We start from the raw sequence: 16,605 nt of genomic DNA on the forward strand, positions 1-16,605 counted from the left end.
CTTAGGCCGCGGGGAGTGACCTCAGGACAACCAGTGTTAACGCTAACCATACGCTGACGTCAACGGTTGACTTCTGGCTCGTTATCGCTAACACTCCTCGGCAACCTGGTAGAAACCTGGCGAGGCCAGGAGAGACCTCGTCGTTCGGCCGAGACAGGGGAGGTGACCGTGAGCGACGATCTGGAGCGGCCGGCCGGTCCCGGTTCCGGCCGAGGTACGGGCACCGTGGTCATGGCGGACGTGGCGAAACTGGCCGGCGTCTCGCCCATGACGGTGTCGCGGGTACTGAACTCACCGGCACGGGTCCGGCGCGAGACGCGGCTGCGCGTCCTCGACGCCGTACGCGAGCTCGGCTACCGGCCCAACTCCGCCGCCCGGGTGCTCGCCACGGGCCGTTCCGGCGTCCTCGGGGTGGTCGGCTTCGACACCACCCTGTACGGCCCGGCGTCGATGCTGTTCGGCATCGAGCAGGCCGCCCGGGACGCGGAGTACGGCGTGACCATCACCAGCCTGGCCGCGCTGACGCAGCGCAACGTGGCCGAGGCTGTGGACCGGCTGCGCGGTCAGTCCGTCGACGGCGTCATCATCATCGCCCCGCACGTCGCGTCGGTCGAAGGGCTCGGGGACGTGTCCGCCGGCCTGCCGGTCGTCGCCGTGGGCGGCGGGGACGGCGGGGTCATCCCCGTCGCCGCCGTCGACCAGTACGCGGGCGCGGCGGCGGCGACCCGCCACCTGCTCGATCTCGGTCACCGGACGGTGCGGCACCTGGCCGGCCCGAGCGACTGGGTGGAGGCGGGCTCCCGGCGGAAGGCATGGGAGGACACCCTTCGCGCCGCGGGGCGCGAGATCCCCCCGGTCGTCGTCGGCGACTGGAGCCCGCGCTGCGGCTACGAGTACGGAAAGCGGCTGGCCGGCGATCCCTCGGTGACCGCCGTCTTCACCGCCAACGACCAGATGGCGGTGGGCCTGATCCGGGCCCTGCACGAGGCGGGCCGCCGCATCCCCGGTGACGTCAGCGTCGTCGGCTTCGACGACGTCCCGGAGGCTGCGTATCTCAGCCCGCCGCTGACGACGGTCGGCCAGGACTTCGGCCAGGTCGGCCGGCACGCGCTCCAGCTTCTCCTGGAACGCATCGGCGGCGCTCCCGTGGAGGAGGGCCGCCGGATCATCGTCGAACCTGAGCTGATCGTGCGGCAGAGCACGGGCCGCCCCGGTTGACGCACCTCGTGCACCCTCGACCCCCGTCCAGCTCGGCCGCCCTACCGGACGGCCTTGAATGATAGCGCTAACAGTGATCATCGCTTTCCCGACCCTGCAGCGTTATTGGCGAAGCGGCCTGACGCTGGGCAGTATCAAGTAGGGAGACCCTCTATGAGAATCACCCGTGTAACCACCCACGTCGCCGGCACCCCCTGGCGCAACCTCACGTTCGTGCAGGTCCATACGGACGAGGGGCTCGTCGGCGTGGGTGAGGCGCGGATGCTGAACCACACCGACGCGCTCATCGGCTACCTGGCCGAGGCCGAGGTGAACCACATCGCCGGCTCGGACCCGTTCAACATCGAGGACCTCGTCCACCGGATGAAGTACGGCGACTACGGCCGCGCCGGTGAGATCGTCATGTCCGGCATCGCCTGCGTCGAGATGGCCTGCTGGGACATCGTCGGCAAGGCCCTCGGCCAGCCGGTGTGGCGCCTGCTCGGCGGCAAGGTCCGCGACAAGATCAAGGCGTACGCCAACGGCTGGTACACCGTCGAGCTCACCCCCGAGGCGTTCCACGGGGCGGCGAAGAAGGTCGTCGAGCGCGGCTACCAGGCGCTGAAGTTCGACCCGTTCGGGTCGGGCACCATGGAGCTGGACCACGCCGAGACGATGCGCGCCGTCAGCCTCGTCGAGGCGGTCCGCGACGCCATCGGGGAGGAGGCCGAGCTGCTCGTCGAGATGCACGGCCGGTTCTCCCCCGCGACCGCGATCCGCCTGGCGGGCCTGCTCGCGCCGTTCAACCCGAGCTGGATCGAGGAGCCCTGCCCGCCGGAGAACCTCAAGGCCCTCGCCAAGGTCTCCGCGCACACCGACCTGCCGATCGCGACCGGCGAGCGCATCCATGACCGGATCGAGTTCCGCGAGCTGTTCGAGGCGCAGGCCGTCGACATCATCCAGCCGGACATCGGCCACATCGGCGGCATCGGCGAGGCCCGCAAACTCGCCGCGACCGCCGAGACGCACTACGTCATGGTCGCCCCGCACAACGTCGGCGGCCCCGTGCTGACCGCCGCCAACCTGCACCTGGGCGCCTGCACGCCCAACTTCAAGATCCAGGAGCACTTCAACGACTTCGCCGACTCGGCGATCAAGGGCGTGGCTCCCGGCCTGCCCGAGGTCGTCGACGGGTACTTCTCGCTCCCCGAGGCCCCCGGCCTGGGCGTCGAGCTGGACCTGGACGCGCTCGCCGAGTTCCCCCGCCAGCGCGCCAACTTCAACCTGTTCGCCGAGGACTGGCACAAGCGCGACGGGGCCGAGTCCAAGTGAGCCGATCCGTACTCCTGGAGCAGCCGGGACGCCACCGGCTGGTCAAGGGAGAGGTTCCGACGCCCGGGCCCGGCGAGGTGCTCGTCCGGGTCGCGGCGGCGGGCATCTGCGGCAGCGACCGCGAGATGTACGAGGGCGGTCGCCCCGACGCGTACTGCACCTTCCCGATCGTCCCCGGGCACGAGTGGTCGGGCACGATCGAAGAGGTCGGGCCCGGCGTCGATCCGGCCCTCGTCGGCCGGCCGACGGTCGGCGAGGGCTTCGTGAGCTGCCAGGTCTGCGAGCGCTGCCACGCGGGCGAGGGCAACCTGTGCCTCGCGGGCTACGACGAGGTCGGGTTCACCCGGCCCGGCGCGTTCGCCGACCACCTGGTCGTGCCCGCCCGCCTGCTGCACACGCTGCCGGCGGGCACCGACCTGCGCGCGGCCGTGCTCCTCGAGCCGGCGGCGGTCGCGGCCGCCGCCGTGCTGCGGGCCGCCGCCCTGCCCGGGGAGCGGGTCGGTGTCGTCGGCGCGGGCACGCTCGGGCTGCTCACGATCCAACTGCTGGCCGCGTCCTCCCCCGCCGAGCTGGTGGTCAGCGACCCGCGCGCCGGCCGGGAGCCCGTCGCGCGGGCGGGCGGGGCCACGGCCTACTTCCACCCGGACGAGCTCGGCGAGCTCGACCTCGACGTGGTCGTGGAGACCGCCGGCGCCCGCGACTCGGCGGCGGCGTCCGCCCGGCTCCTGCGCCGGGGCGGGCGGCTCGTGCTGACCGGCATCCCCGGCGTGGTCCCGGAGATGCTCTCCCCCTCGACGATCGTCGAACGCCAGCTGACCGTGACCAGCGTGTTCGGCGCCCCGTCGGCGGCCTGGGCGCACGCCGTACGGGCCTTCACCGCCGGCCTGCTCGACCTCGGGCCGCTGGTGACCCATGAGTTCACCCTCGAGGAGTACGCCGACGCGGTGGCACTCCTCGGGCAGAGCGGCGACGACGTCGGCAAAATCATTCTGAAGCCTTAAGGAGTTGTGTGATGAGCGTTCCCCGGTACCCCGGCGAGCACCTGCTCGACCAGTTGGGCATGCCCGCCCGCAGTGCCGCCCCGGCCGGCTCGGAGGCCCGGTTCCCCGACGGCGGGAGCTGGCGGACGGAGCTGCCGTCCTGTGAGGGACCGGAGGTCCTGGCCGCCGCCTTGGAGGAGATCGACCGCTTCGAGGTCCCGATCCACCGCATCAGCCAGGGCAGCGGCGTCTGGATGCTCACCGACGCCGAGATCACCGAGATGGTGAAGGCGTGCGAGGAGCGGCACATCGAGCTGTGCCTGTTCGTCGGCCCGCGCGGCACGTGGGACATCGGCGCGGGCGTGAAGGCGTCCTCCGGCGGCTCGGGCCCGCGCGCCCGTGGCCGTGACCAGCTCGCCCAGTGCGTCGAGGAGGCCGAGCGCGCCGTGGCGCTCGGCGTCAAGTGCCTGCTCGTCGCCGACGAGGGCGTGCTGTGGACCCTGCACCGGCTGCGCGCCGCGGGCGTGCTCCCCGCCGACGTCACCCTCAAGGTGTCGGCGCTGGTCGGCCCGGTCAACCCGGCCGCGTACGCCATCTGGGAGAAGCTCGGTGGCGACTCCATCAACGTGCCCAGCGACCTGACCATCGGGCAGATCGCCGAGCTGCGGGCGCAGAGCGCCGCGCCGATGGACTTCTACGTCGAGGCCCCCGACGACCTCGGCGGTTTCGTCCGTCTCTACGACGCGGCCGAGCTGATCCGCTGCGGCGCGCCGATCTACCTGAAGTTCGGCCTGCGCAACACCCCCGGCATCTACCCGGTCGGCCGCCACCTGCGCGACCTGGCCGTCAACGCGATCCGCGAGCGCGTGCACCGCGGCCGCCTCACCCTCGACATCCTCGAGCGCCTCGGCGCCGACGGCGGCATGTCCCCGCTGGGCTCGCGTCTGCCCGGTGACCTGAACCGCTTCCCCACCGACGGAGACCTGTGATGACCCTGCTGTACGGAGTCGACCCCCGGACCGGCGAGCGCCTGGAGCCCGGCGTGGAGGAGACCTCCGCCGAGACGGTCGCCGAGCTGACCGAGGCCGCGGCGAACGCCGCCCGCCCGCTCGCCGCGCTGCCGTTGCCCGAGCGCGCCGCGCTGCTGGAGGCCGTCGCCGACGCGCTGGACGCGGGTGTGGAAGAACTCGTGGCGCTGGCGGACACGGAGACCGCGCTGGGCTCGACCCGCCTGACGGGCGAGGTCGGCCGGACCACCGGGCAGCTGCGGCTGATGGCCGAGGAGGTACGCGACGAGGGCTTCCAGCGGGACACCGCCGAGCCCGGCTTCGTACGGGCGCTGCTGCCGATCGGCCCGGTCGCGGTGTACGCCGCGAGCAACTTCCCCTTCGCGTTCTCCGTCGCAGGCGGCGACACCGCCTCGGCGTGGGCGGCGGGCTGCCCGGTCATCGTCAAGGCCCACCCCGGCCACCCGCGCACCTCGGTCCGTACGGCCGAGATCATCGCCGAGGCCCTCGCCAAGGCGGGCGCGCCGGCGGGGACGTTCGCGATCGTGCATGGTTTCGAGGCGGGCCTGGCGCTCATCAAGGACCCGAACATCAAGGCCGCCGGGTTCACCGGTTCGGTGCGCGGCGGCCGGGCGCTGTTCGACGCCGCCGTGAGCCGCCCGGACCCGATCCCGTTCTATGGTGAGCTGGGCAGCGTCAACCCGGTCTTCGTCACCCAGGCGGCCGTCGCCGCCAGGGGCGAGGAGATCGCGCGCGGCTACGTCGGCTCGTTCACGCTCGGGTCCGGGCAGTTCTGCACGAAGCCCGGGCTGGTGTTCCTGCCCTCCGGGCACGGGCTGGATGAGGTGCTGGCCGAGGCGGTCGCGCCGATCGAGGCGCCGGCGCTGCTCACGCCGCAGATCGCGGACGGGTTCCGCAGCGGGGTCGAGCGGATCGCGGGCGAGACGCGCACGGTCGCCGAGAGCGCCGGCGCGCACCTGTTCGCGGTGAGCGCGGAGGAGTTCGCGGCCCGCCCCGAACTGGCGGAGGAGTGCTTCGGCCCCTCGTCCATCATCGTCGAGTACTCGTCGGAGGAGGAGCTCCACGCCGCGGCCGCCGCCGTGCCCGGCTCCCTCACCGCGACCGTCCACGCCGAGCCCGCCGACGCCGACCTGGCCCGCGACCTCGTCACCGAACTGGCCCACCACGTCGGCCGCGTCATCTACAACGGCTGGCCCACCGGCGTCGCGGTCAACCACTCGATGCACCACGGCGGCCCCTGGCCCGCCACGACCTCGGTCCTGCACACGTCCGTCGGCACGGCCGCGATCCGGCGCTTCCAGGTCCCGGTCACCTTCCAGGGCCTCCCCGAGGAGGTACTCCCGCCGACCGTCCGGTGAATCAGCGGGCGTGATCGGCGCGGGCGCTCCCGCGGTCCGAACGCGGCGGTTTCGCCACAGGCGAGGCCGCCGCAGGCCGGCCCTCACGGAACCGGCCTCCGAACGGCCGAGGCACGCGAATCGGCCGCAGACGATTACACGCGACTACTCCAATCATCAGTTGTCGCGACCCAATCCGGCTTACCCAGGAAGTGGCAGTAAGGCAGTTGCGAGTTCGGGAGACGCAAAGGTTTGTGCCCTGCCCAGCAAGCGACTTCAACGTGGCTTAGCCCCAGTTGTTTGATGGACTCAACGGTCGGCAGAAGGTCGGTATCACCGGAGAACAGCACGAGAGCGTCGTACTGCTTACGGAGTGCCAGGTGGATCAGATCGACGGCTATCGCAACGTCGATCCCCTTCTCTCTAGGAGAAGCGTCCGGCCAGCCTCGATAGTTGAGCTGTCGGCGGATGACCTGGACCCGGGGATCTCGTGACCACTCTGCCGCCTGCGCGTCGTTGGCCGAGGCAGGTGTGGGCTGGCGGGTCGGATCGGGTCGACCACGGTACACCCGGATCGCGGTGACTTCACTCAGACGAGAGCGGCGCTGCTGGATGAGATCAGCGAGTCGACTGGGGTTCGGCACGCAACAGTACCGGGGAACGCCGTAGCTCTCGAAGAGGCCGTGTCCAACGAGATGGACGTTCTGGAAATCCACGAAGAGCGCCACACGCTCCACTGCAGCGTTCAACATAAAAAAGCCCCGCCAGTCCCGGAGGACGACGGGGAGTAATACCGCTAAGAGTACGCACGGTCGGACTTGCCGTCAACCCACTCACCCTAGCCGACCGCCCCAGGCCGTCCCCGTTGCCACCGTAGATCGAATTTGACCATTCACGCTAGCAGCACGAGAGATCACTAGCATCCCGATTTTCGAATGAACTATGGCCGACACATAATCACCAAGAACCATATTTAAGGCAATTGCCGCACATTCGACGACGGCAGACTGGAATCCGACTGCTTCGGCTGCGAGGACTCCACGCGGTGGCCGCCGCGCCCGGCGCGCTCACCGCGACCGCCCACACCGAGCCGTGCGGCGCCGAGACGGCCCGCGAACTCGTCACCGAGTCCGGCCCGGCACGTCGGCCGGGTCGTCTACGACGGCCGGCGATTTATCCCTTTGCTGGGATGATCGACCGCCTCGTACGCTGAGGCACCAATCGGCGTGTAGCTCAGCAGCAGAGCACCGGGCTCTTATCCCGGAGGGCGCGGGGGCGGCACCCGCCACGTCGGCATGAACCGTCCTGAGGTGCACATCGGCACCGGATATCCGGCCTGGCAGCTGGCGAAGGCGTTCACGACCGCGTCGAGCCACGAGGACCCTGCGGCGCGCAGGCGTGCGGAAGAGCGCCTGCACCGCTGGGAGCAGGTGATGCGCGGCATGACGGACGGCACTCTCACCATCGGGTCGCGCACCCCGGTGGCCGGCCTCCCTGCGTGGGTCACCCCGGAGGTCGTACGCGGTGGGTTCGCCACCGGCGAGGCCGCAGCGGGCGGCCCTCTCCTGCCGCACGAGCTGGAGCCCGCCCGCCGGAGCGGCGTTCCCGCAGAGCGGTACGCGCTGTTCTGGCACCACCTGACCGACGCGGGCCTGGCCGAACTGACCGCGCTGCTCGACAGCGGCGCGTACGAGGTCGGCCTGCCGGAGGAGGCGGCGCTCCTCACGGTCGCGTGGCTGCTGCGGTCCGGTGACCGGGTCGCGGCGCTGACGCTGCTGGAGCACATCCACCCATTCGCCGACCGGCTCCGCTTCGCGCCCCGGCCGACCACCGTGCCGCCGCGCAGCGACGCGATCGTGCACCGTGAGACGGTCGGTGAGGTGCGCGCCGCCCTCGATCGTCGCCGCCCGAATCGCGCCGTCGCGACGATGAACGAGGCCCTCACCGTCTGGAACCCCTTCGCCGACGAGCTCTTGGCGCACTGGCTGGAGACGGCCGAGCCCGGCCCCGTCGCGACCGGGCGGGTCGGGGCCGTCGAGCCTGACCGGGTCGGGGCCGTCGAGCCCGACGGCTGGCGGGAGCGCGGTGCCGACCTGCTCGCGCGGTACCGGCACCTGGCCACTGTCCACACCCTGTGCACGAAGCATCGCCGCCCGAAGGAGAATCTCGCGATCCTGCGGACCGCGCTGGAGGAGACGGTCGCGGGGCACGGCCTCGCGCCCCGGCTGCGCGGGTTGCTCCAGCACGCCGTGGACTCGATGGTCCGGCGGCGCGGCGTGCCCGGCTCTTCCGAGCACACCGCGCTGCGCGAGGCCCAGGCCGTCACGGCCGCCCGCCCGACGCTCCACGCACTCGCCCAGGTCCTCGTCGCTCGCCTCGCGGACCTGCCGCCGGACATCGGCCTGCCGTCCGTCGACCAGGTGGTCGCGCCGGTGGCCGAGGAGGAGGCCCGTACGGGCGCGGCCGCGGGCAGCGAGGTCCCCGACGCGCTCCGGCGGGTCGTCGAACGTGCGCTCAGCGCCCCGATCACCACCCTCGTCGAACGCGGCGTGGTCCCATCCGCCGAGGTGCTCGCCGAGCTCGTCCCGCAGCTCGTCGCCGTGACCACCGCCGAGGCGTACGAGGACGCCGCGCTGCGCACGCTGATGGCGGCGGTGTACCGCGCGTTCCGCAACCGGCGGTCCCTGCTCCTGCTCAACCTCGAGCACCAGGTCCGGCTTGAGGAGCTGCCCTGGGTGGCCGCGGTGACGCGGTACCGCTCCACGAAGGGCGGCGAGCAGGCACGGACCGCGCTCGTACGCCTCGGGGAGCTCGCGTTGCAGGCCTTCCCGGGGACGATCCTGCCCAACCCGCTGATCCAGGAGCTGTCCGCCCTCGCCCGGCAGGCGCGCCTCGACGTGCCGTTCACGGAAGAGCTGGCCGCCGACATCTTCGAGCACGCCTTCACCCCCAAGGTGGTGCGTGCCGCGCGGCTGGCCGCCGACGTGCTCGAGGGTACGCTGTACGAGCGGTACTACGGCGTCGACTACGCGGCGATCCGTGAACTGGACGGTCCCGACGCGTTCGCCGCGCTGTGCGGCGACCGGGCCGGCGGCCGTACGGGCGGCTCGTGGGTCGCGGCCAACGGCATGGTGATCGAGCAGTCGCAGATCCTCACGTCGCACAACCTGGCCGCGCTGGTCCACCCGATCGGCGTCGATCCGGCCGGGGGCTGGCCGGAACTCGCCCGACGGGCGTTCGCGACCGTGTGCCGCCTGGTGGCCCGGATCCAGGCCAACCCGCGTCCGCTGAGCACCGTCAAGGACGCGGCGTACGCCTGGCGGCAGACGCTGTTCTTCCTGTCGCTGTGCGGCTTGGAGGACCAGATCGCCGTCATCGCCTGGATCCAGGAGGAGGCGCGGCGGCATCCCGAGCACGTCGCACGGCGCCTCGCGCCCGTCCTCGCCGGACTGCGGCACGTCCTCGTCGGCGGCGGCCTCGACGACGGCAGCGCCCCGAACGCCCGCCGCTTCCTCGGCTGGAGCACGGGTGGTCACTGGATGGCGTCATAGTACGCACTTTGTACTACGCGAAAGGTAGGATCGTGCTTCGTACTATTTGAGGCGGGAGGCAAGATGCACAGCAACGACGCCCAGATGCTGGTGCTCACCGTCTTGGCGGACGGCCCGCTGCACGGTTACGCCATCAACACCGCGATCGAAGAGCTCACCGGCCGCAAGCTCGGCCCCGGCAGCCTCTACGGAGCACTCTCCCGGTTGGAGACGCGCGAGCTGATCCGGCCCGCGGACGAGGCGGCCGAAGCCGGGGAACGCCACCGCACCATGCAGATCACCGACGCGGGCCGCGAGCTGTTGCGTGCCGAACTCCAGCAGATGGCCCGCGTCTCCGCCGCTGGTCTGCGCGCGCTCGGGATCGATCCGGCATGAGGGCCGCCACGTTCTTGGCCGGGCTCTACCCGCCGGCCGTTCGCGAGCGATGGGGCGCGGACATCAGCCACGAGGTGTCCGCGTCGGGAATCCGGTCCTGGCCCGACACCCTCGCGGGGGCCGCGCGGCTCTGGCTCCACCCGGGCGACTGGCCCGAGACGTTCACCGGCCAGACGCGCCGCGTCGTGACCGTCACGCTGTTCGCGATCATCGCCGCCGGCGGGCTGCTGCTGCGTGCGGTCACACCATCGACGACCCTGACCGCCGACATCCGCCACCCCGCGACGAGCCTGTGGCTCGCACCGCTCCTGCTCGGCGTCATCCTCGCCGCGCCGCTTCCATCGCTGCGCGGTAAAGCGCTCCGCCGCCTGACCACCGTGGCGATCCGCACCCTGGCCGCCCCGGCCACCGCGGGCCTGGCCATGGTCCTGACGGCCTGGAGCGGCGTGGCCCAGCACGCCACGGGCGTCGCCGAAGTCGCCCTGGTCGTCTACTACTGGCTCACCTTGGGGTTCGTCGCGCTCCGCCTGTGCACCCTCGTCGCCCGCGTCGCCCAGACCGCCACGCTGCCGACCACGCGCCGGCTGTCCACTGCCCTCCTGCTCATCGGGATCGGACTGGCCGTCGCGGCGAGCCAGAACCTGCTCGGGACCGCACCCCGCCCGGACTCCCTCGCCCAGTCGGTGGCACTGGGCCTCCTGGCCGCCGTGGCCGTCAGCGCCGGCCACGATCTGCGGCGAACGAAATACTGAGACGGTTAGCACCGTTGCGGCCGCGCCTGTAGGCGCCGAACTCATGGCTCGACCCCAGGACCTTGCGGATGGTGAGGTAGGTGAAGACGGCCTATTGCCTTCAGCGCGGACAACGTCGCTATTAGGGCGCTTCGAGGTAGATGACGGTTGTTACGCTGACACATGCGCCCCCGTTGCCACTCCAACTGCTAGTGCGCCACTGCGCCCCAAGCACTTCCGCCGTTACCATTCAATCTCCAAGCATGGACTCGGCTGCCCAAAAGGCGACCAAAATGGCGTGCAAGGCAAATACACCGCATATGACGCATCTCCAACTTAACTCTAACATGACTGTATATTGTGTGAACCGAAATATGCCAAGCGGCTGTCCGTAACAAGAAAACGACCCGCGTACATAGCAGGCTGTACGCGGGTCGGCGGCGAACTGCATGTGAAGCTAAGCGATAATCAGGTAGATGTCGCAGTTGGCTCGTATGTACTTGCTACCCGAGATCGTCCCAGGGTGGGAGTCGCCCAGGGCGCGCCGATAGCCGGCGAGCGTGTCGGCGAAGCGGGCCTCCGCCTCCGCGTCCTCCCCCAAGGCGCGGAGGTCGAGAGCGAGGTTGAGGGCGCAGGCGAGCGTGGTCGGGTGGTCGTCACCGCCAGTCTGGCGTGCGTATTCCAGGGTCTCGACGTCCCGCCGACGGGCCGCCTCCGCGTCGCCCATCGCGAAGATGTCGCTAGCCAGGTTGATCGCGCACGCCAGGCTCCGTGGGTGGCCTGGCCCAAGTTGCTGGATAAGGGCGGCGAAGATCTCCTCGTTCAGTGCGTAGGCCTCGGTCACCTGTCCTATGAGCCGGAGGGCGACCGCAAGATTCAGGCCGGCGGCGAGCGTGTTGGGGTGCTCCGCGCCATAGAGTTTGACGTACTGATCACGGACGGTGCGGCCGAGTTCGACCGCACCGGACAGATCCCCGGCCTGCCGCAGGCTGGCGGTGTGATTGAGCGCGGCCGCCACGGAGTCGGGTGAGCCGTCGCCGTACCGAGCGCGGCTCAGCTCCAGCGCTTGAGTGGACAGGCGCAGCGCCTCGTCGTGGTCGCCGGCGCGGCGTTCCATCGCCGAAAGGGCGTTCAGGTTCTCGATCGTTCCCGGGTGGTTATCGCCGTACTTCACGCGGATTCGCTGGGTGATCTGGCGCTGGAGATCGCGGGACTCCCGGTAGCGACCGAGTTCCATCGCGTCGACCGCCATGGCGGCCAATGCACTGAAGGTGTTGAGGTGGTCTTCGCCGAGGACACGGCTTCTCCGCTGGTGGGTGTCCTTATCCAGCTCTTCGGCCTCCTTGGGCTGACCGTTGAGACGGAGGATCATTCCCAGGAAGAACGCGTGCTCGAGCGTGAACGGGTCATCAGGTCCGAACCGCCGTCGAGCCGCCGCGTACAACAGTTGGTTGATGTCCAGAGCCTCGCTGAATTTGCCCAGACAGCGCAGGTCCGCGCAGATGTAGCCCTGTGCCTCGAGAGATCTCTCATGGTCGTCGCCGAGGTCGGCGACCAGGATCTCACGCGCGTGCAGGTCGTGCTGGTACGCCTGGGAGTAGCGACCGAGCGTGCGCAGTGCCTTGCCGAGCTTGAGTTCGGAGGCAAGGGTCTGCTCGTGCCGCTCGCCCAGCCGTTCCGCCCAGACCTGGAAGGTGCGTTGGGCGAGGTCCTCATATCCCTGGTAGTCACCCCAGCGGTAGAGGAAGTCGAACAGGTTGATCAAAAGCTGGTGCGCCCACGGATCGTCGCACTCGATAAGCCTGGTGAATTCGACATGGGGCAGAAGGCTGGCGTACAGCGGCCACGTGTCCGGCGACTCGGGATCGTTCGGGTCGGCGTTGGCGAGCAGCATATGCGCGCAGTGCCGCAGTTCGGCGCTCTCTTGTGGGGTGAGCTGGTCAAGAAGCACCCGTTGCACCAAGCGATGCAGCAGGAGTGTGTTGTCCCGGTAGCTAATCTTCGCGAGCGCGTACTGGTTGATCGCTCGAAGGGCGCGTCCCAGCCTGATCGGGTCCGCGAGGGTCCGGACGAGTTCCTCCGGGCCGTCGATGTTGCGTCCACCGGACAGCAGCCTGCGTGAGATCGGCTCGGGCGCGAAGAACGCACAGACCCTCAGGAGTTGTAGGGCGGCGGGGTCGGTCTCGTGAAGCCGCTCGAGGGAGACGTTCCAGGCGGCGGCGACAGGGACGGGGTAGTCCGGTGGCGCACCCTGCGCCATCAGCTCGCCGGCCTTTTCCTTGAACAGCTCGAGGTATTCGCTGACCGGCATACCGGTCTCGGCGAGCCATACCGCGGCCTGCTCGATCGCCAGCGGAAGGTCGCCCAGCGCGCTCGCGAGTTCGCTCGCGGTCTCCTCGTCGAGGTCCGGATCGCGCATCCGCAGCAGTTCGGTGCTCTCCACCCTGTCGAACACATTCACCTCGAGGGTGTGCGCGACATGGGACCAGTGCGGGTTACGTGAGGTCACCAGCACCTTGCCGGGGCCGTCCGTGGGGAAGAACTGGCGCACACTGTCAAGATCCTCGGCATTATCAAAGATCAACAACCAGTTGCGGTACGGGCGACCGATCCGGAGAGCCTCCAGGGCGGCGGGCACTGCGACATTGACCTCGCCGGCCACCGGCAGGCCCAGCTGGGCGGCGAGCTCGGTCAGGGACTGCCTGACCTGCCCCGTGCCTTCGGCGGGCACCCACCAGATGAGGTCATAGTCGGTCGTGTGGCGGTACACGTATTCGACGGCGAGCTGGGACTTGCCGACGCCGCCCATTCCATGCAGCGCGTGCGGTAGCACCGCGGTGGTTCCGGCCCGCAGGCGCTGGTGCAGATCCGTCAGCAACTCTTCGCGGCCGGTGAAGTTGATGTTGCGCGGCGGAACATTGCCCCAGACCGGGGGAGGTTCGTTGGGATTACGTTCCTCGGCCGGTGGGACTGTGCGGAGGGACACGCTGACTCCTGGAAAGGGGATTATTGGTTCGGAGGCAGATGACTCCTCAAGGGGAGCCGCGACCGTGACCTCATCACTCGGCAGTGCCATGGTGTCCTCACTGAGTATGTGGTTACAGTCAGTCATTAGATCATTGCCGTAAGTGTCGGCGCGAGTCGCTCGGTGCGTCGTACCGTTCTGGCGAACTCTGCGCAGTTCGTCCTCAAGCTGGAACGCCGGCCTGAGATAGGGGCCGCTCAGGGCGTGGAGCGCCTGACGGACGGGATCGACGAACGCGGCCGAATCCGCTGGGACCGGTGGCACCTGGGCCGCGCCCGGTCGGAGCAGCAGGTCAGGTAGCCGCCCCAGCACGTCGACCCGGTCGGCGAGGCAGTCCGCGAGCGCCAGCAGCACCTGAGCCGTCTCGGACCGGCGCCCGGCTGCGAGCAGTTCCGCTCGCACGCCTGTACGGAAGTCATGTGTCACGACCACCGGGCCGGTGTCCAGCCGACCGTCCCCGACCGGCTCGAGAAGTCCGCTGCCGATCACTTCCGACAGGTCCGAGGGTCGGGACGATGGCAGCATGACGGCTTGAATGTGCCGCATAACGTGCAGGTGGAGCGGCACGGCTGCGAGGTAGACCGCGAGCCTGAATGCACTCGGCGAGGCGGCGGCGCGGAAGCGCCGCACCAGCTCGGATGAGTCCAGGGAGTCGGGCTCCTCGTCCGTCCTCCTGCCTGCCGGCCGGTGGTCCGGCCGGCAGAGCGTCACCGCGCCCTGCCAAACGGAGGTACGGCCGCTCACGAACTGAGTCCAGCGGTGGAGCTGATCGGCCGTCATCTCGACGATCGGGACTCGCACCGGGCCTGCGGAGCTCGGGCGGTAGCGGCGATTGGGCGCGGCGGGTCCCGGTGTCCGCAACGCGTCTGGAACGGGATCCAGGCCCGTCCGGCGCCACTGTCGCGCCGGGAGCGGGTTGACGATCGCGATTGTGGCCGAGCGGGCCCACATGGCCACGGCCCGCTGGCCGGCTCCGTTATGCCAGGCTTCGCCGACACCATCGCTGAGCACGACAAGGAGCCGTCGCCCAGTCTCCCCCAGCCCGCTCAGCGCGGCGGGGGGCAGCCGGGGTCCGTCCTCCGAGACGGAAGCCCGCAGCAGCGGCTCGGGGGCGTCCGTGTCGAACAGGTGCGTGCGGATGAGACGGAATGCGGCCGTCGACTCCAGGAGGCCCACGAATTCGCGCAGCTGAGGACGGTGCAGATAGGCGAAGCGACTGTCGTCCATCACGATGTCGAGGTCGAGCCATCGCTCGCCGACCGGGCGGCATTCGGGCAACCACAGGCCGTCCTCGGCCGCGCGTTCAGCGGTCGCTATCTCGTCGATCTCAACGTCACCGCGCCGAGATTCGGCGAGTCGCTTGAGCGGGCGTAGCGCTCGGACCAGCACCCTCTGGTTGAGCAGCGGGGGCAGCTCGCTATGACCGACGGCGTGGCCGTCACTCGCCACGAGTGGTGCCGGGCTCGCGGACAGAGCCAGGGCACGGGACTTGCGTGACCCTGGCAGTGTTTCGGGCACGTCATCTTCCGGCACCGATTCGGTCGGCGACGTGAGCGGCCGAGGATCCGCCGCGGGCGGCCGGACAGGCGGGACGGCAGGGGCTTCGGCGGCTTTGCCGTCCGGCCTGTCGTCACCGCGATGCTGCGCGGCGGCCGTTTGCTGCGCCGCGAGCCACAGGGCGTCGCCCACTTCCGACCATGACAACCGGTAGGGGGGTAGATCCCTCCCGCCCCCCGGCAGCGCGGAGTCGGCTGGTCGAGATCTCACTCAGGCACCGCCGACTGGCTCAAGCGTTTCCAGAGCAGATCCAGCAGTCGTTCGCCCGGGTGGCCGGCGTGATAGGCGCCCGACGTCGCCAGGAAGACGGCGTTCAGCAACTGGTCGGCCGCGATCTCCGGCCGACTGCGCCGAAGCGCGACGAATCGTTCGAGCAACTCGGTCGTCTGCGCGTCCTCCGCCTCCGCGAGATGGGCGGTCACCATGTCGACCAGTTGTTCTTCGGTCGGGGCACTCAGCTCCAAGCGGAGGCACCGGCGCAGGAAGGCGGGCGGAAATTCACGCTCGCCGTTGCTGGTGATGATGACGATGGGGAACGTTCGGCATCGGACGAGGCCCCGTTCGACCTCTGCCGTGACGTCGCCGTCCGCGGTGTTGACCGTTACTCTGGGCCACCGGCCGCGTACCCGGACGAGCTCGGGAATGGAGTATTCGCCGTCTTCAAGGACGTCTAGGAGATCGTTGGGAAGGTCACTGTCTCCCTTGTCGAGCTCATCGATCAGCAGGACCCGTGGCAGCTCGAAGGGGAGCAGCGCGGTCCCGAGCGGGCCGAGCTGGATGTACTCGCCGATCGTCGGCTCGTCCTCACCGCGATGGCGGTTGACCGCGGCGTCCTGTGCGCGGCCGATGGCGTCATAGTCGTAGAGACCTGACCGTCGGGTGCTCCGGCTGCTGATCGGCCACCGGAGCACGCGTCCGAGTTTCAACTCGCGGCTGATCCGGTAGGCGAGGCTCGACTTGCCCACCCCGGGATGCCCGGTCACCAGCAGCGGCCGACGAAGATAGATCGCCGCGTTCACCGCGTCGGCCTCCTCCGGGTCGGCGTGACGCGGACGGCCGTCGGCGAGTCGACCGAGCCGCCGGTCCAACTCGTCGGGTTCGTCTGGCGGTGGCGGCTGGACGGGCCCTCCGGTGAACCTCCTCCACGGGGGCGGTGGGGGGAGCACATCGCTCAGCCGCACGTCGTGCAGAGGGCGGCCGGTGCCACGGTAGATCCACCAGGCGGGTGTCGAGGACAGGGGCGCGTCACCGTACGGTCGGTCGTGCTCGGCTCCTGACCGTGCACCAGGTGACTGGTCGGCGCCCATAGAAGAGCGTCCCCTTCTATCGCGGTAGGGGTACAGGTTCACTGCCTGGCAGGACTCGAATTTCAAGAACTGACGAGATGCCCCGGCATCAGCATCCCGCGACGACATGTGATGCGCAAGCGGAAGCGCTGATTTGGACCGTTCTATTCCATGGTTTACGACGAACCCGCTCACTGGCGATCGCA

At 69.9% G+C, this 16,605-nt stretch carries 12 protein-coding genes and 1 tRNA gene; 10 read left to right on the forward strand and 3 right to left on the reverse strand.

The window, feature by feature from the left end; all coding sequences use genetic code 11:
• The first annotated feature begins 168 nt into the window (after positions 1 to 168).
• The 5 genes from ACYVF7_RS55355 (at position 169) to ACYVF7_RS55375 (ending at position 5,895) form a co-directional block, all read left to right on the forward strand.
• Entirely contained in the window at positions 169 to 1,218 is a 1,050-nt protein-coding gene (locus ACYVF7_RS55355) for a LacI family DNA-binding transcriptional regulator (protein WP_460356016.1), read from the forward strand.
• A gap of 153 nt (positions 1,219 to 1,371) precedes the next feature.
• Positions 1,372 to 2,529: a mandelate racemase/muconate lactonizing enzyme family protein gene (locus tag ACYVF7_RS55360; RefSeq protein ID WP_460356018.1), complete on the forward strand. Its 1,158-nt coding sequence runs from the start codon at positions 1,372 to 1,374 to the stop codon at positions 2,527 to 2,529.
• Positions 2,526 to 3,530 (forward strand): zinc-dependent alcohol dehydrogenase, encoded by a 1,005-nt coding sequence (locus tag ACYVF7_RS55365; protein ID WP_460356020.1) that lies wholly within the window; start codon positions 2,526 to 2,528, stop codon positions 3,528 to 3,530. The genes ACYVF7_RS55360 and ACYVF7_RS55365 overlap by 4 nt, the downstream gene beginning before the upstream one ends.
• A gap of 11 nt (positions 3,531 to 3,541) precedes the next feature.
• Positions 3,542 to 4,498, forward strand: a complete 957-nt coding sequence (locus ACYVF7_RS55370; protein WP_460356022.1) for a PH domain-containing protein — start codon at positions 3,542 to 3,544, stop codon at positions 4,496 to 4,498.
• Positions 4,498 to 5,895 (forward strand): aldehyde dehydrogenase (NADP(+)), encoded by a 1,398-nt coding sequence (locus ACYVF7_RS55375; protein WP_460356024.1) that lies wholly within the window; start codon positions 4,498 to 4,500, stop codon positions 5,893 to 5,895. The genes ACYVF7_RS55370 and ACYVF7_RS55375 overlap by 1 nt, the downstream gene beginning before the upstream one ends.
• 134 nt (positions 5,896 to 6,029) lie before the next feature.
• On the opposite strand, the gene ACYVF7_RS55380 is transcribed toward ACYVF7_RS55375, so the two are convergent.
• Entirely contained in the window at positions 6,030 to 6,602 is a 573-nt protein-coding gene (locus tag ACYVF7_RS55380) for an NYN domain-containing protein (RefSeq protein ID WP_460356026.1), read from the reverse strand.
• Between the two features lie 317 nt (positions 6,603 to 6,919).
• On the opposite strand from ACYVF7_RS55380, the gene ACYVF7_RS55385 reads away from it, so the two are divergent.
• The 5 genes from ACYVF7_RS55385 to ACYVF7_RS55405 all read left to right on the forward strand — a co-directional run bounded on the left by ACYVF7_RS55385 (position 6,920) and on the right by ACYVF7_RS55405 (position 10,552).
• A complete protein-coding gene (locus ACYVF7_RS55385; protein WP_460356027.1) occupies positions 6,920 to 7,087 on the forward strand; it encodes a hypothetical protein in 168 nt (55 codons plus the stop codon).
• 9 nt (positions 7,088 to 7,096) lie between these two features.
• Positions 7,097 to 7,168: transfer RNA gene (locus ACYVF7_RS55390), tRNA-Lys, on the forward strand.
• 1 nt (position 7,169) lies between these two features.
• Entirely contained in the window at positions 7,170 to 9,425 is a 2,256-nt protein-coding gene (locus ACYVF7_RS55395) for a transcriptional regulator (protein WP_460356029.1), read from the forward strand.
• A 63-nt stretch (positions 9,426 to 9,488) separates the two neighbouring features.
• On the forward strand, positions 9,489 to 9,800 hold the full coding sequence (locus tag ACYVF7_RS55400) for a PadR family transcriptional regulator (RefSeq protein ID WP_460356031.1): 312 nt from the start codon (positions 9,489 to 9,491) through the stop codon (positions 9,798 to 9,800).
• Positions 9,797 to 10,552 carry a hypothetical protein gene (locus ACYVF7_RS55405; protein WP_460356033.1) on the forward strand — a complete coding sequence of 252 codons (756 nt, stop codon included), beginning with the start codon at positions 9,797 to 9,799 and terminating at the stop codon, positions 10,550 to 10,552. The genes ACYVF7_RS55400 and ACYVF7_RS55405 overlap by 4 nt, the downstream gene beginning before the upstream one ends.
• Before the next feature lie 436 nt (positions 10,553 to 10,988).
• Here the strand turns inward: ACYVF7_RS55405 and fxsT are convergent, their stop codons facing one another.
• Positions 10,989 to 15,245: an FxSxx-COOH system tetratricopeptide repeat protein gene (gene fxsT / locus ACYVF7_RS55410; protein ID WP_460356036.1), complete on the reverse strand. Its 4,257-nt coding sequence runs from the start codon at positions 15,243 to 15,245 to the stop codon at positions 10,989 to 10,991.
• Between the two features lie 74 nt (positions 15,246 to 15,319).
• Positions 15,320 to 16,294, reverse strand: a complete 975-nt coding sequence (locus ACYVF7_RS55415) for an AAA family ATPase (RefSeq protein WP_460356039.1) — start codon at positions 16,292 to 16,294, stop codon at positions 15,320 to 15,322.
• Positions 16,295 to 16,605: the final 311 nt, after the last annotated feature.

Source organism: Actinoallomurus acanthiterrae (genome assembly GCF_054775715.1).